The sequence below is a fragment of the Pseudomonas sp. LS1212 genome (genome assembly GCF_024741815.1).
GTDB lineage: Bacteria > Pseudomonadota > Gammaproteobacteria > Pseudomonadales > Pseudomonadaceae > Aquipseudomonas.
This window is the reverse complement of the sequence record NZ_CP102951.1, coordinates 1,066,847-1,086,908: the sequence shown is the minus strand read 5'-3', so window position 1 is coordinate 1,086,908 and position 20,062 is coordinate 1,066,847. Positions and strand designations below refer to the sequence as shown.

General features: G+C 61.4%; 15 protein-coding genes. 12 read left to right on the top strand and 3 right to left on the bottom strand.

Annotated elements, in window-relative coordinates:
* The first annotated feature begins 6 nt into the window (after nt 1-6).
* The 5 genes from gcvP to NVV94_RS04915 all read left to right on the top strand — a co-directional run bounded on the left by gcvP (nt 7) and on the right by NVV94_RS04915 (nt 6,749).
* Nucleotides 7-2,871 (top strand): aminomethyl-transferring glycine dehydrogenase, encoded by a 2,865-nt coding sequence (gcvP, locus tag NVV94_RS04935; protein WP_258446118.1) that lies wholly within the window; start codon nt 7-9, stop codon nt 2,869-2,871.
* 158 nt (nt 2,872-3,029) lie between these two features.
* Nucleotides 3,030-4,406, top strand: coding sequence for an L-serine ammonia-lyase (locus NVV94_RS04930; RefSeq protein ID WP_258446117.1), 1,377 nt, complete (start codon nt 3,030-3,032; stop codon nt 4,404-4,406).
* Between the two features lie 29 nt (nt 4,407-4,435).
* On the top strand, nt 4,436-5,560 hold the full coding sequence (gene gcvT, locus NVV94_RS04925) for a glycine cleavage system aminomethyltransferase GcvT (RefSeq protein ID WP_258446116.1): 1,125 nt from the start codon (nt 4,436-4,438) through the stop codon (nt 5,558-5,560).
* A 385-nt stretch (nt 5,561-5,945) separates the two neighbouring features.
* A complete protein-coding gene (locus tag NVV94_RS04920) occupies nt 5,946-6,158 on the top strand; it encodes a cold-shock protein (RefSeq protein ID WP_007934683.1) in 213 nt (70 codons plus the stop codon).
* 102 nt (nt 6,159-6,260) lie between these two features.
* Nucleotides 6,261-6,749, top strand: coding sequence for an RDD family protein (locus NVV94_RS04915; protein WP_258446115.1), 489 nt, complete (start codon nt 6,261-6,263; stop codon nt 6,747-6,749).
* 105 nt (nt 6,750-6,854) lie between these two features.
* Here NVV94_RS04915 and lptG read toward each other — a convergent pair whose 3' ends face one another.
* Nucleotides 6,855-7,916: an LPS export ABC transporter permease LptG gene (gene lptG, locus NVV94_RS04910; protein ID WP_258446114.1), complete on the bottom strand. Its 1,062-nt coding sequence runs from the start codon at nt 7,914-7,916 to the stop codon at nt 6,855-6,857.
* The gene (gene lptF / locus NVV94_RS04905) at nt 7,909-9,024 is read right to left on the bottom strand and encodes an LPS export ABC transporter permease LptF (RefSeq protein ID WP_258446112.1); all 1,116 of its coding nucleotides are present in this window, start codon (nt 9,022-9,024) and stop codon (nt 7,909-7,911) included. The genes lptG and lptF overlap by 8 nt, the downstream gene beginning before the upstream one ends.
* A gap of 296 nt (nt 9,025-9,320) precedes the next feature.
* Between lptF and NVV94_RS04900 the strand changes: the two genes are divergently transcribed.
* The 5 genes from NVV94_RS04900 (at nt 9,321) to rlmF (ending at nt 15,859) form a co-directional block, all read left to right on the top strand.
* Nucleotides 9,321-10,811, top strand: coding sequence for a leucyl aminopeptidase (locus NVV94_RS04900; protein ID WP_258446111.1), 1,491 nt, complete (start codon nt 9,321-9,323; stop codon nt 10,809-10,811).
* 54 nt (nt 10,812-10,865) lie between these two features.
* Entirely contained in the window at nt 10,866-11,294 is a 429-nt protein-coding gene (locus tag NVV94_RS04895) for a DNA polymerase III subunit chi (RefSeq protein WP_258446110.1), read from the top strand.
* A 7-nt stretch (nt 11,295-11,301) separates the two neighbouring features.
* Nucleotides 11,302-11,703, top strand: a complete 402-nt coding sequence (locus NVV94_RS04890; RefSeq protein WP_258446109.1) for a DNA polymerase III subunit chi — start codon at nt 11,302-11,304, stop codon at nt 11,701-11,703.
* A gap of 199 nt (nt 11,704-11,902) precedes the next feature.
* Complete coding sequence (locus NVV94_RS04885) at nt 11,903-14,749, top strand: valine--tRNA ligase (RefSeq protein WP_258446108.1); 2,847 nt, start codon at nt 11,903-11,905, stop codon at nt 14,747-14,749.
* 150 nt (nt 14,750-14,899) lie between these two features.
* A complete protein-coding gene (gene rlmF / locus NVV94_RS04880; RefSeq protein ID WP_258446107.1) occupies nt 14,900-15,859 on the top strand; it encodes a 23S rRNA (adenine(1618)-N(6))-methyltransferase RlmF in 960 nt (319 codons plus the stop codon).
* Between the two features lie 52 nt (nt 15,860-15,911).
* On the opposite strand, the gene NVV94_RS04875 is transcribed toward rlmF, so the two are convergent.
* A complete protein-coding gene (locus NVV94_RS04875; protein WP_009398256.1) occupies nt 15,912-16,193 on the bottom strand; it encodes an HU family DNA-binding protein in 282 nt (93 codons plus the stop codon).
* Nucleotides 16,194-16,563: 370 nt separating this feature from the next.
* On the opposite strand from NVV94_RS04875, the gene yejK reads away from it, so the two are divergent.
* A complete protein-coding gene (yejK, locus tag NVV94_RS04870; RefSeq protein ID WP_258446106.1) occupies nt 16,564-17,571 on the top strand; it encodes a nucleoid-associated protein YejK in 1,008 nt (335 codons plus the stop codon).
* 175 nt (nt 17,572-17,746) lie between these two features.
* Nucleotides 17,747-20,050 (top strand): beta-glucosidase BglX, encoded by a 2,304-nt coding sequence (gene bglX, locus NVV94_RS04865; protein WP_258446105.1) that lies wholly within the window; start codon nt 17,747-17,749, stop codon nt 20,048-20,050.
* Nucleotides 20,051-20,062: the final 12 nt, after the last annotated feature.

Genomic DNA, 20,062 nt, shown 5'->3' with positions numbered 1-20,062 from the left:
ACTGCCATGACCAACCAGATCAACCTCAGCACCGACAACGAATTCATCGCCCGCCACATCGGCCCACGTCAGGCCGATGAACAAGCCATGCTCACTACCCTGGGCTTCGATTCCCTCGAAGCACTGAGCGCCAGCGTGATCCCGGACAGCATCAAGGGCACCAGCGTGCTCGACATGCCGGCCGGCCAGAGCGAAGCCGATGCCCTGGCGGCCATCAAGGCCATCGCCAGCCAGAACCAGCTGTTCAAGACCTACATAGGCCAGGGTTACTACAACACCCACACCCCGGCGCCGATCCTGCGCAACCTGCTGGAAAATCCGGCCTGGTACACCGCCTACACCCCGTACCAGCCAGAAATTTCCCAGGGTCGCCTGGAAGCGCTGCTCAACTTCCAAACCCTGATCAGCGACCTGACCGGCCTGCCGATCGCCAACGCTTCCTTGCTCGACGAAGCCACCGCCGCTGCCGAAGCCATGACCTTCTGCAAGCGCCTGAGCAAGAACAAGGGCAGCCACGCCTTTTTCGCCTCCAGCCATTGCCACCCGCAAACCCTGGATGTACTGCGCACCCGCGCCGAGCCACTGGGCATTGAGATCGTGGTCGGCGACGAGCGTAAACTGACCGACGTCAGCGCTTTCTTCGGCGCCCTGCTGCAATACCCGGCCAGCAACGGCGATCTGTTCGACTACCGCGAGCTGGTCGAGCGCTTCCACGCGGCCAACGCCCTGGTGGCGGTTGCCGCCGACCTGCTGGCCCTGACCCTGCTGACCCCGCCCGGCGAATTCGGTGCCGACGTCGCCATCGGCAGCGCCCAGCGTTTCGGCGTGCCACTGGGCTTCGGTGGCCCGCATGCGGCCTATTTCTCCACCCGCGATGCGTTCAAGCGCGATATGCCGGGCCGTCTGGTCGGCGTATCCATCGACCGCTTCGGCAAGCCGGCCTACCGCCTGGCCATGCAGACCCGCGAACAACATATCCGCCGCGAAAAGGCCACCAGCAACATCTGCACCGCGCAGGTCCTGCTGGCCAACATCGCCAGCATGTACGCGGTGTATCACGGTCCGCAGGGCCTGCAGCAGATTGCCCGGCGCACCCACCAGCTGACCGCGATCCTGGCCAAGGGCCTGGTCGCCCTGGGCGTGACCGTCGAGCAGGAACACTTCTTCGACACCCTGACCCTGAGCACCGGCAGCGCCACCGCCGCCCTGCACGTCAAGGCTCGTGACCAACAGCTCAACCTGCGTGAGATCGACGCCCAACGCCTGGGCCTGTCCCTGGACGAAACCAGCCGTCAGGCCGATGTCGAAGCCCTGTGGCAGTTGTTTGCAAGCGCAGGTCAGGCAATGCCTGACTTCGCCGCCCTGGCCGCCAGCGTTGAATCGCGTATTCCGCAAACGCTGGTGCGTGGTTCGGCCATTCTCAGCCACCCGGTATTCAACCGTTATCACTCCGAAACCGAGCTGATGCGCTACCTGCGTCGCCTGGCCGACAAGGACCTGGCCCTGGACCGCACCATGATCCCGCTGGGCTCGTGCACCATGAAGCTCAACGCCGCCAGCGAAATGATCCCGGTGACCTGGGCCGAATTCGGCAACCTGCACCCCTTCGCTCCGGCCGAACAGAGCAAGGGCTATCAGCTGCTGACCGACGAACTGGAAGCGATGCTCTGCGCTGCTACCGGCTATGACGCCGTGTCCCTGCAGCCCAACGCCGGCTCCCAGGGCGAGTACGCCGGTTTGCTGGCGATCCGTGCCTACCACCAGAGCCGTGGCGATGATCGCCGCGACATCTGCCTGATCCCGTCTTCGGCCCACGGCACCAACCCGGCAACCGCGCACATGGCCGGTATGCGCGTGGTGGTCACCGCCTGCGACGCCCGTGGCAACGTCGACATCGAAGACCTGCGCGCCAAGGCCATCGAGCACCGCGAACACCTCGCCGCGCTGATGATCACCTACCCGTCGACCCATGGCGTGTTCGAGGAAGGCATCCGCGAAATCTGCGCGATCATCCATGACAACGGCGGCCAGGTGTACATCGACGGCGCCAACATGAACGCCATGGTCGGCCTCTGCGCACCGGGCAAGTTCGGCGGCGACGTTTCGCACCTGAACCTGCACAAGACCTTCTGCATCCCACACGGCGGTGGCGGCCCGGGCGTCGGCCCGATCGGCGTCAAATCGCACCTGGCACCGTTCCTGCCTGGCCACGGCCACATGGAGCGCAAGGAAGGCGCGGTCTGTGCAGCACCATTCGGCAGCGCCAGCATCCTGCCGATCACCTGGATGTACATCCGCATGATGGGCGGCGAAGGTCTCAAGCGTGCCTCGCAACTGGCGATCCTCAACGCCAACTACATTGCCCGCCGTCTGGAAGAGCACTTCCCGGTTCTGTACTCGGGCAGCAACGGCCTGGTTGCGCACGAATGCATCCTCGACCTGCGCCCGCTCAAGGACAGCAGCGGCATCAGCGTCGACGACGTGGCCAAGCGCCTGATCGACTTCGGCTTCCACGCCCCGACCATGTCCTTCCCGGTCGCCGGCACACTGATGATCGAGCCGACCGAAAGTGAGTCCAAGCAAGAACTGGATCGCTTCTGCGACGCGATGATCTGTATCCGCGAAGAAATCCGCGCGGTCGAGAACGGCACCCTGGACAAGGACGACAACCCGCTCAAGAACGCCCCGCACACCGCAGCGGAACTGGCCGGCGAGTGGGCTCACCCCTACAGCCGCGAGCAGGCGGTGTTCCCGCTGGCGTCCCTGGTCGAAGGCAAGTACTGGCCACCGGTCGGTCGCGTCGACAACGTGTTTGGCGACCGTAATCTGGTTTGCGCCTGCCCGTCGATCGAGAGCTATCAGGACGTCTGAGGCTCACGGGCTACTAAACTGTATTGATTGGTAGGCCGTCATCGCGGGCAAGCCCGCTCCCACAGTGGACTGTGTCGCACCATAGATCCCTTGTGGGAGCTGGCTTGCCAGCGATCTACCGCGCAGCGGTAGCCAAAACAAGAAACCGGAGAACAACCATGTCTTTAAGTGTGTTCGACCTGTTCAAAATCGGCATCGGCCCCTCCAGCTCCCATACCGTCGGTCCGATGCGCGCAGCAGTGCGCTTCGTCGAAGGTTTGCGTCGTGAAGGGCTGCTCGCCGCAACCACCTGCATCAAGGTCGAGCTCTACGGCTCGCTCGGCGCCACCGGCAAGGGCCACGGCAGCGATAAGGCCGTACTTCTGGGCCTTGAAGGTGAACACCCGGATACCGTGAATACCGAGAACATCGCCGAACGCCTGCAGGAAATCCGCAGCAGCGGGCGCTTGAACCTGCTCGGTGAACACACCATCGAATTCAACGAAAAGCTTCACCTGGCGATGATCCGCAAGCCCTTGGCCTACCACCCCAATGGCATGATCTTCCGCGCCTTCGACGCCCCCGGCCTGCAAATCAGAAGCCGCGAGTACTACTCGGTGGGCGGTGGCTTCGTGGTCGATGAAGATGCCGCCGGCGCCGATCGCATCGTCGAGGACAGCACCCCGCTGACCTTTCCGTTCAAGAGTGCCAAGGACCTGCTTGGCCACTGCACGACCTATGGCCTGTCCATCAGCCAGGTGATGCTGGCCAACGAGAGCGCCTGGCGCCCCGAAGCCGAAACCCGCGCCGGCCTGTTGAAGATCTGGCAAGTGATGCAGGACTGCGTCGCAGCCGGTTGTCGCAATGAAGGGATTCTGCCCGGCGGCTTGAAGGTCAAGCGACGCGCAGCGGCCTTGCATCGGCAGTTGTGCGAACACCCCGAAGCCGCGCTGCGCGATGCGTTGTCAGTGCTCGACTGGGTCAATTTGTATGCCCTGGCCGTCAACGAAGAAAACGCCAACGGCGGTCGCGTGGTGACGGCACCGACCAACGGCGCCGCCGGCATCATCCCGGCGGTGCTGCATTACTACATGCGCTTTATCCCGGGCGCCAACGAGGACGGCGTGGTGCGCTTTCTGCTCACGGCGGCGGCCATCGGTATTCTCTACAAGGAAAACGCCTCGATCTCGGGCGCCGAAGTCGGCTGCCAGGGTGAAGTCGGGGTGGCCTGCTCGATGGCCGCCGGTGGCTTGTGCGAAGTGCTCGGCGGGACCGTGCAGCAAGTGGAAAACGCCGCCGAAATCGGCATGGAACACAACCTCGGGCTGACCTGCGACCCGATTGGCGGGCTGGTCCAGGTGCCCTGCATCGAGCGCAATGCCATGGGCTCGGTGAAAGCCATCAACGCGGTGCGCATGGCCCTGCGCGGGGACGGTCAGCACTACGTCTCCCTCGACAAGGTGATCCGTACCATGCGCCAGACCGGCGCCGACATGAAAAGTAAATACAAGGAGACCGCCCGCGGCGGTCTGGCCGTCAACATCATCGAATGCTGACACCCGAACAAACTTTCAAGGAGTCACGAATGTCCACCGAACAACTGCTGCAAACCCCGCTGCATGCCCTGCACCTGGAGTTGGAGGCCCGCATGGTGCCCTTTGCCGGCTACGACATGCCGGTCCAGTACCCGCTGGGCGTGATGAAAGAACACTTGCATACCCGCGAGCAGGCCGGCTTGTTCGATGTGTCGCACATGGGCCAGATCCGCCTGGTCGGCGCCAATGCCGCCAGGGCGCTGGAAAGCCTGGTGCCGGTCGATATCATCGACCTGCCGGTGGGCATGCAGCGCTATGCGCTGTTCACCAATGAAAACGGCGGCATTCTCGACGACCTGATGGTCGCCAACCTGGGCAACGACGAACTGTTTCTGGTGGTCAACGCCGCCTGCAAGGATCAGGACCTGGCTCACCTGCGCAAGCACCTGGGCGACCAGTGCCAGGTTCAGCCACTGTTCGAGGAACGCGCCCTGCTCGCCCTGCAAGGGCCGGCCGCGGTGAAGGTGCTCGAGCGCCTGGCCCCTGAGGTGGCGAAGATGACGTTCATGCAGTTCGCCAGCGTGCCGCTGCTGGGCGTCGATTGCTATGTCAGCCGCTCCGGTTACACCGGCGAAGACGGCTTTGAAATCTCCGTACCGGCCGCCAGTGCCGAAGCCCTGGCCCGTCGTCTGCTCGCCGAACCCGAAGTCGCCCCGATCGGCCTCGGCGCTCGCGACTCGCTGCGCCTGGAAGCCGGCCTGTGCCTGTATGGCCATGACATGAATAACGAGACCACCCCGATCGAGGCAAGCCTGCTCTGGGCCATTTCCAAGGCCCGGCGTGCCGATGGCGTACGTGCCGCCGGCTTCCCGGGTGCCGAGAAAATCTTTGCCCAGCAACAAGCCGGAGTCGCCCGCAAGCGCGTCGGTCTGTTGCCGCTGGAGCGTACGCCGGTGCGTGAAGGCGCCGAGATCGTCGATGAGCAAGACAACGTCATCGGCCACGTCTGCAGCGGCGGCTATGGGCCTACCCTGACAGGCCCCGTGGCCATGGGTTACCTGGACGCCGCGCATACCGCACTGGACACGCCGGTCTGGGCCATGGTGCGTGGCAAGCGCGTTGCCATGAAGGTCAGCAAGATGCCGTTCGTGCCTCAGCGTTACTACCGCGGCTGACACCGAAAACCGGCCTTGGGCGGTGGCACGAGAAGCGCGTTTGCTCTCACGCCATCGCCACGAAAAGGTTTGCGCGATTCGTTATCGAAAGTGTTTTATAAAAATCGAAAACAGGCGAAAAAACCATTCGGAATGAGCATTGAAAAAAACATCCGAATGGGGTCTAAAAGGTAGAAAACCAGCGGTCTTCAGGGCTTGTTTTTGCTCCCGAAGTTGGCGTAGAGTTTCCCCACTGTGTTTGCATGGGTCGCTATGGTTCGTGACCTGGGCAGTAGCTAAGATTTGCTACAACCCGTTCTGCGTCTCTTACTTTCCTGCAACCCAGCCCAGTACTCTTTCATGTGAAAGAAGCTGTCACTAATTCTAAGTTTCAAGGAAATAAGCTATGTCGCAACGTCAGAGCGGTACCGTCAAGTGGTTTAACGACGAGAAAGGTTTTGGTTTTATCACTCCAGAAAGCGGTCCGGATCTGTTCGTGCATTTCCGCGCTATTCAGGGCAACGGCTTCAAGAGCCTGAAAGAAGGTCAGAAAGTGACTTTCGTAGCTGTGCAAGGCCAGAAAGGCATGCAAGCTGACGAAGTTCAAGCCGAAGGCTGATTCGTCCCCACAAAAAAGCCCCTGCTGACAGCAGCAGGGGCTTTTTTGTGCCTGCGATTCCGTAGAATAGGCGTTTTTGATCGCACGGAGAGCTCCCTCGTCATGCCGAAACACCTCTTGCACCCACAGGGTGATTTCCCTGCCGCAGGCCTGCCCCGTCGCCTGGCAGCGATGTTCTACGACTTCTTGCTGTGCACCGCGCTGCTGATGGTCACCACCCTGGTCTACAAACTGATTCAGATGGCCTTCATCGGCGAAGCCCGCCTGCGCGAGCTGTCTGAAGCCGGCGCCCTGGATGGCGACCCGCTGCTGTCGACTATTCTGCTGTTCGTGCTGTTCGGCTTCTTCGCCAAGTTCTGGACCCATGCCGGGCAGACGCTGGGGATGCAGGTGTGGGGTATCCGCGTGCAGAACGCCGACGGCACCGCCATCAGCCTGTGGCAGGCCCTGCTGCGTTTTGTCGTCGCCATCGCTTCGTGGCTATGCCTGGGGCTGGGGTTTTTCTGGGTGTTGATCGACAAGCAGAAACGCAGCTGGCATGACATTTATTCCGACAGCCAGCTGGTGCGGATACCTAAGAAAACCAAATAATTGCGGTGACCCTATCGCTGGCAAGCCAGCTCCCACAAAGGTGCAGTCGAATCCCTGTGGGAGCTGGCTTGCCAGCGATCGAGTGCGAAGCGCTCGCGATGTGGATCAACCCGCCCGGCGCAACAACCAGACCCCGGCCAACGCGCAAACCCCCGCCGGTATCACCACCGCCAGCAGCGGCGAAAAGCCGAACACCTGGCTCGAAGGCCCCAGCAGGTCCTGGACGATACGGAACACGAAACCCACCAGCACACCGGTAAACACGCGCTGGCCAAGCGTCACCGAGCGCAGCGGGCCGAAGATGAAGGAAATGGCCATCAACACCAGCGCTGCCGTCACCAACGGCTGCAGGACCTTGGTCCAGAACGCCAGCCAGTAACGCTCATTGTTCAGGCCCTGGTCGGACAGGTAATGGATATAGCTCCACAAGCCGGTGATCGACAGGGATTCAGGTGCCAATACCACCGTGCTGAGCAATTGCGGCGTCAGCGCCACTTCCCAGCGTTCCGCGGCGGCCTTGATGACCTCAGTGCTGTCACCGCGAAAGTGGGTGGTCGTCACGTCGGTCAGGTTCCAGTGATCGGTATCGTACTGGGCCTTGCGCGCGAAGCTGGAGGTCAGCAGGTGACGCTCGCCGTCGAAGCGATAGCGGGTGACACCGTAAAGCAGGCCATTGGGCTGCACGGTGTTGATGTGCACGAACTCGTCACCCTGGCGGTGCCACAAGCCCCGCTTGGCCGTCTGCGCCTCGCCCCCGCCTTGCGCCAGCGACCGCGCGGCCTGGGCCTTGTTCTCGCTCACCGGCGCCAGGTACTCGCCAATCAGGATCCCGACCAGCATCAGCACCAGCATCGGCTTCATCACTGCCCAGACGATGCGACCGATCGAAACCCCGGCCGCCCGCATGATGGTCAGCTCACTGTGGCTGGCCAAGTTGCCCAGGCCAATCAGGCAGCCGATCAGCCCGGCCATCGGCAGCATGTCGTACAGGCGACGCGGCGCGGTCAGCAGTACGAAGCTGCTGGCATCCCACAAGGTGTAGGAATCGCTGACGTCACCCATCTCATCGATGAAGGCAAACAGCGAGGCCAGGCCCAGGATGACCCCGAGCACGGCGAGGATCGCCAGGAAGACGCTCTCGCCGATGTAACGATCGAGCTTACCCACGGGCCACCTCCGCACGACGGCTGGCACGCTTGAGCTGCATCGGCTCCCAGTACATCAACCCCAGGCCGATGGCCAGGAACAGACCGTGGACCCACCACAGGCCCAACTCAATCGGCAGTTTGCCTTTTTCCAGCGCGCCACGGGCAGCGATCAGCATTGTCAGATAAGCCATGTACAGAAGAATTGCCGGCAGCAGTTTGAGGAAACGGCCCTGGCGCGGATTGACTCGCGACAGCGGTACCGCCATCAGGGTCACGATGAAGACCAGCAGCGGCAACGACAGGCGCCATTGCAACTCGGCGCGTTCGCGGCGTGCGTCACTGGCGAACAACTGCGTCGTGGGGATGGCTTCACGGTCGGTGATGTCTTCGCTGACCTCAGGCTTGGGCAGCAACACGCCATAGGTGTCGTACTTGATGGCACGGTAATCGGCCTGGCCGGGGTTGCCATCGTAGCGGTAGCCGTTTTCCAGGATCAGGTAGCGGTTGCCGTCGGCACTCAACTCCTGGCGACCTTTCTCGGCGACCAGCACCGAAATGCCGCGATCCTTGCCTTTATCCTTGGAAATACGCTTCTCGGAGATGAACACCCCACCCAACTGCCCGCGGTCTTCGGAAAGCTGCTCGGTGTAGGTCACCCGCGTGCCATCACGCAGGTTCTGGAAGCGCCCCGGCACCAGCGTGTCGAACTCGGTCAGCGCGTCCTGCTGGTTGATGATCTGCGCCACCTGCGCGACCCCTTGCGGAGCCAGGCTCAAGCTCAGCCAGGCAACCAGCACGGCCACGATCGCAGCCGGGGCCATGGTAAAGGCCAACAGCCGCCGCTGGCTCATGCCGGTGGCCGAAAGCACGGTCATCTCGCTTTCCAGGTACAGCCGTCCATATGCCAGCAGAATCCCGAGGAACAGGCCCAGCGGCAGGATCAGTTGCAGAAAACCGGGCAGGCGAAAGCCCATGATCATGAACAGCACGCCCGGATCGAGCACGCCTTGCGCTGCTTGGGCCAGGTATTTGATGAAGCGCCCACTCATGATGATTACCAGCAATACAGCGCTGACAGCGCTCAAGGTAACCAGGACCTCGCGGGACAGATAACGGAAAACGATCAAACCAGACACTCCAGGGTTGTCAGGCTCAGGCGGCCAAACAAGGAAAACATAGCAGCCACAATAGTTGTCGGCGCGTGAACACGAGCCACCGAAAAAGTTGGAGCATTATCCTGTGATTGAACGTGCCTGTCACTTGGCACTCTCAAGGCAGCGCTTCAGGCCACATTGCAGGGTTGTCAGCCTCCGCAAGGAAGGCTCAAACTGGCAGCTTTGTCGCGCTGGCGTGCTATCACGCCGCCATTTCACTCGCATTAATAGACAATGCGAAAACTGACAGTTCATTCGGGGACCCGGAAATGGAATTGGTTGTAAAAAGCGTAGCTGCAGAAACGTTGAAAGCCGCCACCCTGGTGGTCGCAGTCGGCGAAGGCCGCAAGCTGGGCGCCACCGCCAGCAAACTCGATGAACTGAGCGGCGGCGCGATCAGTGCCGTACTCAAGCGTGGCGACCTGGCCGGCAAGGCCGGCCAGACCCTGCTGCTTCACAGCCTGCCCAACCTCAAGGCCGAGCGCGTACTGCTGATCGGTACCGGCAAGGATGTCGAACTGGGCGACCGTGCCTGGCGCAAGCTTGCCGTCGCCGCATTGAACGTGCTCAACAGCCTGGGTGGTGGCGATGCCGCGCTGGCGCTCGACGAATTGACCGTCAAGGGCCGTGATGCCTATGGCAAGGCCCGCCTGTTGGCCGAGACCCTGCTGGACGGCGAATATGTATTCGATCGTTTCAAAAGCCAGAAAGCCGAAAAACGCGCCCTGAAAAAAATCACCCTGCTGACCGGCAAAACCAACCAGGCCGACGTCGAGCGCGCGGTCAAGCATGCCCAGGCCATCGCCATCGGCATGAGTTTCACCCGCGACCTGGGCAACCTGCCGCCGAACCTGTGCCACCCAAGCTTCCTGGCCGAACAGGCCAAGGACCTGGGCAAGGGGCAAAAGAACCTCAAGGTGGAAGTCCACGACGAGAAAAAGCTCAAGGAACTGGGCATGGGCGCCTTCCTCGCCGTAGGCCAGGGCAGCGAGCAACCACCACGGTTGATCGTGCTGAACTACCAGGGCGGCAAAAAGAACGAGAAACCTGTCGTACTGGTCGGCAAGGGCATCACCTTCGACACCGGCGGCATCAGCCTCAAGCCGGGCGCCGGCATGGACGAAATGAAGTACGACATGTGCGGTGCCGCCAGCGTGCTGGGCACACTGCGTGCGGTGCTCGAACTGCAACTGCCGATCAACCTGGTGGGCCTGCTGGCCTGCGCCGAGAACATGCCGAGCGGTAATGCCACGCGCCCCGGCGACATCGTCAGCACCATGAGCGGCCAGACCGTGGAAATCCTCAACACCGACGCCGAAGGTCGCCTGGTGCTGTGCGATACCCTGACCTACGCCGAGCGCTTCAAGCCCCAGGCCGTGATCGACATCGCCACCCTGACCGGCGCCTGCGTGGTCGCTTTGGGCGGCCATACCACGGGCCTGATGGGCAACGACGACGACCTGATCGAGCAACTGCTAAGCGCCGGCAAGCGTGCCGATGACCGCGCCTGGCAGCTGCCTTTGTTCGACGAGTACCAGGAGCAGCTGGACAGCCCGTTCGCCGACATCGCCAACATCGGCGGGCCCAAGGGCGGCGCCATCACCGCCGGTTGCTTCCTGTCGCGCTTCACCAGGGACTACCAGTGGGCGCACCTGGACATCGCCGGCACGGCCTGGATCAGCGGCGGCAAGGACAAGGGTGCCACCGGTCGTCCGGTGCCGCTGTTGACCCAATACCTGCTCGATCGCGCCAACGCCTGAAACTGATCGAACCGGCTGCGCCACCATGAAGCGCAGCCGGATCGCGGAAGGGATATGACCAAAGTCGATTTCTACATTCTTCCCAGTGCGTCGCCCGAGGCGCGCCTGGATTTTGCCTGCAAGCTCACTGAAAAAGCCTGGCGCCTGGGGCATCGTGTCTACCTGCACTGCAGTGATGCCGCACAGCGCGACGAACTCGATGCGCGCCTCTGGAGTTTCAAGGGCGAGAGCTTCATCCCGCACAGCGCCGCCGAAGACGATCCGGATGCCGTGATCGGCCTGGGCATCGGCCCCGATGCCGGGTCGCATCAGGATCTGCTGGTGAATCTGGGCCTGAGCATCCCGCCCTTCTTCAAGCACTTTGCCCGCGTGGCCGAAGTGGTCGTCGAAGACCCTGCTATCCGTCAGGCAGCACGGGAGAGTTTCCGTTTCTACCGTGAACAGGGATATCCTCTGCAGGATCACCGCCTACAGCGACTCTGAGTTCAAGATGGACAATCCAAACGCATCCCCCAAGTCCGTGCACCTGCTGGACGACCTCGAGTCGATCCGCCAACTGCTCGGCGATGACACATTGCAACCGCCGCTGTTGACCGAAACGGTCGAGGGTAGCGACCAGATTCCCATGTTGTTCGAGCAGATCGACGAACCGGTGGTCACGCCGCCACCGCCTCCACCTGCGCCGCCCAAGGTCGAACCCAAGGTCGAAGCCCGGCCGGACCCGATCGCCAAGCGCCAGGAAGCATTGCTGCACCTGGATGTCGAGCTGCGCGCTGCTGCACAGTTGATCATGCAGGACGTGATCGACGATTTTGCGCCGCATATCGAGAACGAGATCAAGCGGCGGCTGGATGTGCGGATGGAGTGGTTGCTCAGTCAGTATCCGGAATAAGCGGCCTTTCAGGCCGCATCGCTGGCAAGCCAGCTCCCACAGAGATCGCCGCAGACCTCTGTGGGAACTGGCTTGCCGGCGATAGGGCCAGTCGCCACAACATTTATCCCACCTGCCATCACCTCGCTCTACGCCCCGCGCCTCTTCCCCGTTATACTTGTCGGCTTTCCTGAATTAATGCCATAGGGTCCCGCCGCGCATGGATAAGACCTACCAGCCGCACGCCATTGAAACTTCCTGGTACCAGACCTGGGAGTCCGAGAATTATTTCGCCCCGCAAGGCGCGGGCGACTCGTACACCATCATGATCCCGCCGCCGAACGTCACCGGCAGCCTGCACATGGGCCATGGTTTCAACAACGCGATCATGGACGCCCTGATCCGTTTCCGCCGCATGCAGGGCCGCAACACCCTGTGGCAGCCAGGCACCGACCACGCCGGTATCGCCACGCAGATGCTGGTCGAGCGCCAGCTCGAAGCGCAAGGCCAGAACCGCCACGACCTGGGCCGGGAAAAATTCCTCGAGAAAGTCTGGGAGTGGAAGGACCAGTCCGGTGGCGACATCAGCCGGCAGATCCGCCGCCTGGGCTCGTCCGTGGACTGGAGCCGCGAGCGCTTCACCATGGACGACGGCCTGTCGGAAGCGGTCAAGGAAGCCTTCGTGCGCCTGCACGAAGACGGCCTGATCTACCGCGGCAAGCGCCTGGTCAACTGGGACACCAAGCTGCACACGGCGATCTCCGACCTGGAAGTGGAAAACCACGACGAGAAAGGCCACCTGTGGAACCTGCGCTACCCGCTGGCCGACGGCGTCAAGACCGCTGATGGCCAGGACCACCTGATCGTCGCCACCACTCGCCCGGAAACCATGCTCGGCGACGCCGCCGTGGCCGTGAACCCGGAAGACGAGCGCTACAAGGCCCTGATCGGCAAGTTCGTCGAACTGCCACTGGTTGGTCGCCGCATCCCGATCATCGCCGACGAATACTGCGACCCGGAATTCGGCACCGGCTGCGTGAAGATCACCCCGGCCCACGACTTCAACGACTACGAAGTCGGCAAGCGCCACAACCTGCCGCTGATCAACATCTTCGACAAGAATGCCAACGTGCTGCCTGCGGCCCATGTGTTCAACCTCGACGGCAGCCTCAATGAAGAGATCGACGGCACCCTGCCAGCCGAATACGCTGGCCTGGACCGCTTCCAGGCGCGCCGCGAGATCGTTGCCGCCTTCGAAGAAGCCGGCCTGCTGGTCAGCGTCGACGACCACGCCCTGAAAGTGCCGAAAGGCGACCGCTCCGGCACCATCATCGAGCCGTGGCTGACCGACCAGTGGTACGTCTCCACCAAACCGCTGGCAGAACCTGCCATCGCCGCCGTGGAAGATGGCCGCATCGCCTTCGTGCCCAAGCAATACGAAAACATGTACTTCTCCTGGATGCGCGACATTCAGGACTGGTGCATCAGCCGCCAGCTGTGGTGGGGCCACCGGATTCCGGCCTGGTACGACGAGTCGGGCAAAGTCTACGTCGGCCGCGACGAAGCCGAAGTGCGTGCCAAGCACAACCTCGGCCCGGACATCGCGCTGCAACAGGACAACGACGTTCTCGACACCTGGTTCAGCTCGGGCCTGTGGACCTTCTCCACCCTGGGCTGGCCGCAGCAGACCGACTTCCTCAAGACCTTCCACTCCACCGACGTGCTGGTCACCGGCTTCGACATCATTTTCTTCTGGGTCGCCCGGATGATCATGCTCACCATGCACCTGGTGAAGAACGAAGACGGCACCCCGCAGGTACCGTTCAAGACCGTCTACGTGCATGGCCTGGTACGTGATGGCCAGGGCCAGAAGATGTCCAAGTCCAAGGGCAACGTCCTGGACCCGCTGGACATCATCGACGGCATCGAGCTCGAAGCCCTGGTGCAGAAACGCACCACCGGCATGATGCAGCCGCAACTGGCCAAGAAGATCGAGAAGCAGACCCGCCAGGAGTTCGCCGAGGGCATCGCCAGCTACGGCACCGACGCCCTGCGTTTCACCTTCTGCTCGCTGGCTTCGACCGGTCGCGACATCAAGTTCGACATGGGCCGCGTCGAAGGCTACCGCAACTTCTGCAACAAGATCTGGAACGCTGCCCGCTACGTGTTGGACAAAGGCGAAGATTGCGGCCAGAACGGCGAAGCCTACGAGTTGTCGCTGGCCGACCGCTGGATCATCTCGCAGCTGCAGCGCACCGAAGCCGAAGTGACCCGCCAACTGGATCAGTTCCGTTTCGACCTGGCCTCCCAGGCGCTCTACGAGTTCATCTGGAACCAGTACTGCGACTGGTACCTGGAGCTGTCCAAACCGGTACTGTGGGACGAGAACGCGCCGATCGAGCGCCAGCGCGGCACCCGTCGCACCCTGGTGCGCGTACTGGAAGTGGCCCTGCGCCTGGCGCATCCGTTCATGCCGTTCATCACCGAAGAGATCTGGCAGCGCCTGGCGCCGCTGGCTGGTACTCCGGGCAAGACCATCATGCTGCAGCCATGGCCAGTGGCCGTGGAAGAGCGCATCGATCCTGCCGCCGAAGACGACATCGAATGGCTCAAGGGCCTGATGCTGAGCGTGCGCAACATCCGTGGCGAAATGAACATCGGCCCGGGCAAGCCGCTGCAATTGTTCCTCAAGAACACCGGCAGCGAAGACCAGCGTCGCCTGAGCGAAAACGAAGTGCTGCTCAAGAAACTGGCCAAACTCGAATCGATCACCGTGCTGGCCGAAGGCGCCGAAGCGCCGCTGAGCGCCACTGCGCTGGTCGGTGAGATGGAAGTGCTGGTGCCAATGGCCGGGCTGATCGACAAGGGCGCCGAACTGGCCCGCCTGGACAAGGAAATCCAGCGCCTGCAAGGCGAAGTGCAACGCGTGGGCGGCAAGCTGTCCAACGCCGCCTTCGTCGACAAGGCGCCGCCACAGGTCATCGACAAGGAACGCGCCAAACTGGCCGAGGCCGAACAGGCCCTGGGCAAACTGGCCGAGCAGCATGCGCGGATTGCTAGCCTGTAATTTACGCAAGCTTCAGTAACGCTATCGCGGGCAAGCGGATCGCCGCCCGGCCCGCTCCCACAGGAGGTGTATATTCCTTGTGGGAGCGGGCTTTGCTCTTTGTGGGAGCGGGCTTGCCCGCGATGCGATCTACCGGACACATCACACGCCATGACCACCCCCAACAAACCCACCCTACACCCGCGCAACCGCCACCAAGGCCGTTACGACTTCCCCCATCTGATCAAAAGCAGCCCGGAACTGGGCCAGTACGTGATCCTCAACCCCTACGGCAAGGAAAGCATCGACTTCGCCAACCCGGCGGCGGTCAAGGTCTTCAACCGTGCCCTGCTCAAGGCCTTGTACGGCATCAACCACTGGGATATCCCGGCCGATTACCTGTGCCCGCCAATTCCGGGCCGGGCCGATTACCTGCACTTTCTCGCCGACCTGCTCGCCGAATGCAACGCTGGCGTGATCCCGCGTGGTGCCAGCGTGCGTGCGCTGGACGTGGGCGTGGGCGCCAACTGCGTCTATCCCTTGCTCGGCCATAGCGATTACCGCTGGCAATTCCTGGGTTCGGATATCGACCCTGTTGCCCTGGCGTCGGCCAAGGCCATCGTCCAGGCCAACGGGCTCGCCAAAGCTATCGGCCTGCGTCAGCAAGCCAATCGCAAGCACATCCTGCTCGGCCTGCTGCAAAGCGACGAACGTTTCGACCTGACCCTGTGCAACCCACCCTTCCATGCGTCACTGGAAGAAGCCACCCGTGGCAGCCAGCGCAAATGGCGGGCGCTGGGCAAGGCCGACCCCAAGCGCAAGTTGCCGGTGCTGAATTTCGGCGGCCGGGGCAACGAACTGTGGTGCGAAGGCGGCGAGATCCGCTTTGTCAGCCAATTGATCAATGAAAGCGCGCAGGTGGGCCAACAGGTGTTCTGGTTCAGCACCCTGGTATCCAAGGCTTCCAACCTGCCGGGCATCCAGGCTGCGCTGAAGAAGGCCGGGGCGCTGGAAACCCGAGTCGTGGAGATGGGTCAGGGGCAAAAACAAAGCCGCTTCGTCGCCTGGACCTTCCTCGACAAGACGCAGCAACAAACCTGGCGGCAACTGCGCTGGGCGCAGAAGGCATAAAAAAAACCGCGCCCGAGGTGAATCAGGCGCGGTTTTTTGGAGCTGCTTACAATTACTTGTTTACAGCATCGGTCAGCACTTTGGCTGGTACGAACTTTACGACTTTCTTTGCAGCGATTTCGATGGCAGCGCCAGTCGAAGGGTTGCGGCCAGTACGGGCAGGACGTTCAGTGATTTTCAGTTTGCCAATGCCTGGCAGAGTGATTTCACTGCCATTTTCCAGTTGATCAGCAACGATCTGGCCGAGCTGCTCGAGAGCATTGCGCGCGGTGGTTTTCGGCGCGTCGATAGCTTCAGCGATATCGGCGATCAGTTGGTCTTTGGTCAATGCCATGGTGGTGTTCCTTCCCTATCAAATTCAGTTGGATTGCAGAGTGCTACGTCAGCCATCAACGCCAATCGCGGATGTAGATACTAAAAAACGCGTTTGGTTCGACGCGACAGCAGCGGCCTGCCAGCTATGCGCCTTTGTAGGGCGCTAGACGGGCGCAAAACTACCATACAGACAGATAAATATCCGCCATAACCTGGCCATTTGCTCAGGAATATCAGGGTTTTGAGCGAAAAATAACCGAATTTCCGCCCAACTCGCCCTTTCGGTAACACCATCACACAGCCCAAAGGCCCAGCTGGGTTACACTTGGCGACTTTGCAGCGCGGCAAAGCGTCCTGGCCGCCATCACCTTTTGAACGCCGAGAAGCCCATGCCGATCCGTCATTGCATCGTCCACCTGATCGACAAGAAACCCGATGGCACCCCTGCGGTGCTGCACGCCCGCGATTCGGAACTGGCCGAGTCTGCGGCCATCGAAAACCTGTTGGCCGACCTCAACGACAGCTACAACGCCAAACAGGGTAAAGCCTGGGGGCTGTTCCATGCCGAGTCCGGCGCGCACCCGTTCAGCGGCTGGCTCAAGGAATACCTGGACGGCGGCAAGGACTTCACCGCGTTCAGCCGCGTGGCGGTCGAACACCTGCAAAAGTTGATGGAAGAGTCCAACCTGTCAGTGGGCGGCCACGTATTGTTCGCCCACTACCAACAAGGCATGACCGACTACCTGGCCATCGCCCTGCTGCACCACAGCGAAGGCGTGGCGGTGAACGCCGAGCTGGATGTGACCCCGTCCCGCCACCTGGACCTGGGCCAGTTGCACCTGGCCGCGCGCATCAACATCTCCGAGTGGCAGAACAACAAGCAGTCCAGGCAGTACATCTCTTTCATCAAGGGCAAGAACGGCAAGAAGGTCTCGGAATACTTCCGCGACTTCATCGGCTGCCAGGAAGGCGTCGACGGCCCGGGCGAAACCCGCACCCTGCTCAAGGCCTTCAGCGACTTCGTCGAAAGCGAAGACCTGCCCGAAGAAGCCGCCCGCGAAAAAACCCAGGCCCTGGTCGACTACGCCACCGGCCAGACCAAAATGGGCGAACCCGTGGGCCTGGAAGAACTCTCCGGCCTGATCGACGAAGACCGCCCACGGGCCTTCTACGATCACATCCGCAACAAGGATTACGGGCTGTCGCCGGAGATCCCGGCGGATAAGCGCACGCTCAACCAGTTCCGCCGCTTCACCGGGCGGGCCGAAGGTTTGTCGATCAGCTTCGAGGCGCATTTGCTCGGTTCGAAGATCGAGTACGACGAGCAAGCCGGTACCCTGATCATCAAGGGCCTGCCGACGCAATTGACCGACCAGCTGAAGCGCCGCAAGGACTGAAGCAATGCCGTGTGGGAGCGGTTGGGGGGCATTGCGACTGGCCGCGATGGCCCGCAAAACGCCCTGCCTGACTCCAGACAAACGGTAGTATTCCAGGCAAAAACCTGTCATTTATGACAGTAGTCTGCCGAGGTTGGAAACTCCATCCTTAGGTCAGGAACGATAGGGGGCGATCATGGATGGTTTTCATAGATCACGTCACGACAGGCTGTGTTTGTTCGCACTGTTCATCAGCCTGCAGTGCGCACCTGTACTTGCAGTAACCCAGCCCGCCCCGGCTCTCGACAAGACTACTTTCATAAACCAGCTGCTCGATCAGATGACCCCGGAAGAAAAAATCGGGCAGCTGCGTCAACGCTTTGCCAGTTCAGCAATGCCCGAACCCGAGGTACTACAGAGCATTGCCGCCGGAAAAACCGGGGCAATGTTCGGAATGGCGCCTCGCCCGGTGATCCGCGCCCTGCAGGACGCCGCGGTAAAACAGAGTCGTTTGAAAATCCCGCTGTTTTTTGGCTACGACGTGATCCATGGTCACAGAACCATCTTCCCGATCAACCTCGCATTGGCCTCCAGTTGGGATATGGATGCTATCGCCGTGAGCGGTCGTATCGCGGCCAAGGAGGCCAGTGCGGACGGGTTGGACATGACGTTTGCCCCCATGGTCGATATCAGCCGTGACCCGCGTTGGGGACGCATTTCGGAAGGCTTTGGCGAGGACACCTACCTTGTTTCCCGGATCGCCGGGGTAATGACCAAGGCATTTCAAGGCGAGGCCCCAAGCGCACCCGGCAGCATCATGGCCTGCGTCAAGCATTTTGCGTTGTACGGGGCTGTCGAAGGCGGTCGCGACTACAACAGCACAGACATGAGCCCGGTCCGCATGTACCAGGATTATCTACCCCCTTACCGCGCTGCCATCGACGCGGGCGCCGGTTCGATGATGGTTGCCTTGACCACGGTCAATGGCGTGCCGGCCACCGCCAATGACTGGCTGTTGCAGGATCTGCTGCGCAAGGACTGGGGCTTCAAGGGGCTGACCCTCAGTGATCATGGCGCTGTTGCCGAGTTGATTGAGCATGGTGTGGCCCGCGATGGAAGGCAGGCGGCCAAAGCGGCAATCAAAGCGGGTATCGACATGAGCATGAGCGATACTTTCTACGGGCAGGAATTGCCTGGCCTGCTGCTATCCGGGGAAGTTTCCCGACAAGAAATCGATAACGCCGTACGCCAGGTGCTGGTGGCCAAGTATGACATGGGCCTCTTTGCAGACCCTTACCGACGCATAGGCAGTGCCAATGACGACCCGATCGACAGCCATGCCGAAAGTCGCCTGCATAGAGCACAAGCCCGCGAAGTGGCACGCAAGACACTGGTATTGCTGAAAAACAGCAACGACACCTTGCCCTTGAAGAAACAAGGCACCATCGCCCTTGTCGGCCCCCTGGCCAAAAACCCGGTCGACATCCTCGGCAGCTGGCATGCCAGCGGGCAGCCATCCCAGTCAGTGACCGTTTACGATGGCCTGGCAAGCGCCTTGCACAACAAGGCCACCCTCCTCTATGCGCGAGGGGCAAACATCATCGAAGACAAAACGAGCATCGACAAACTGGCAGATGGCAACGTCGAAATCGACCCCCGCCCGGCAACGCAAATGCTTGAACAAGCACTTGATGTGGCCCGGCAAGCCGATGTGGTGGTCGCCGTGCTTGGCGAATCGCGTGGCATGACCCACGAAGCAGCGAGCAGGACCAACCTGAGCCTCCCGGGTCGCCAGAGCGAACTGCTGGCTGCGCTGAAAGCCACCGGAAAACCGTTGGTGCTGGTATTGATGAACGGTCGCCCATTGTCGATTGGCAAAGAGCATGACCTGGCCGACGCAGTGCTGGAAACCTGGTTCAGCGGCACCGAAGGCGGTAACGCAATTGCCGATGTGCTGTTGGGTGACTACAACCCTTCCGGCAAGTTGCCGATTACCTTCCCGCGCTCGGTGGGGCAAATTCCCACTTACTACAATCATCTGAATACAGGCAGGCCGCTCACACCCGGTGCGTCAGCCATTTATACGTCGCAATACTTCGACCTGCCTCACAGCCCGTTGTACCCGTTCGGTTATGGCCTGAGCTACACCGATTTCAGCCTGTCCGACATCACGTTATCCACCCAACGCTTGAGCGCCGATAACACACTCGAGGCCAGCATCAAGGTTAAAAACACGGGCACTCGCGATGGCGAAACGGTTGTGCAGCTGTATATCCAGGACGTTTCAGCCTCCATCAGCAGGCCTGTGAAGGAACTGAAAGACTTCCAGAAAATCATGCTCAAGGCCGGCGAAGAACGCACCCTGCATTTCACCGTCGATGAGCATGACCTGAAATTCTACAACTCGCGCTTGCAGTACGCCGCAGAACCCGGTGAGTTCAACCTGCAAATCGGCCTGGATTCTCAAAACGTGAAGCAGCAGCGCTTCGAATGGCAATGAGTTTCTTATGCA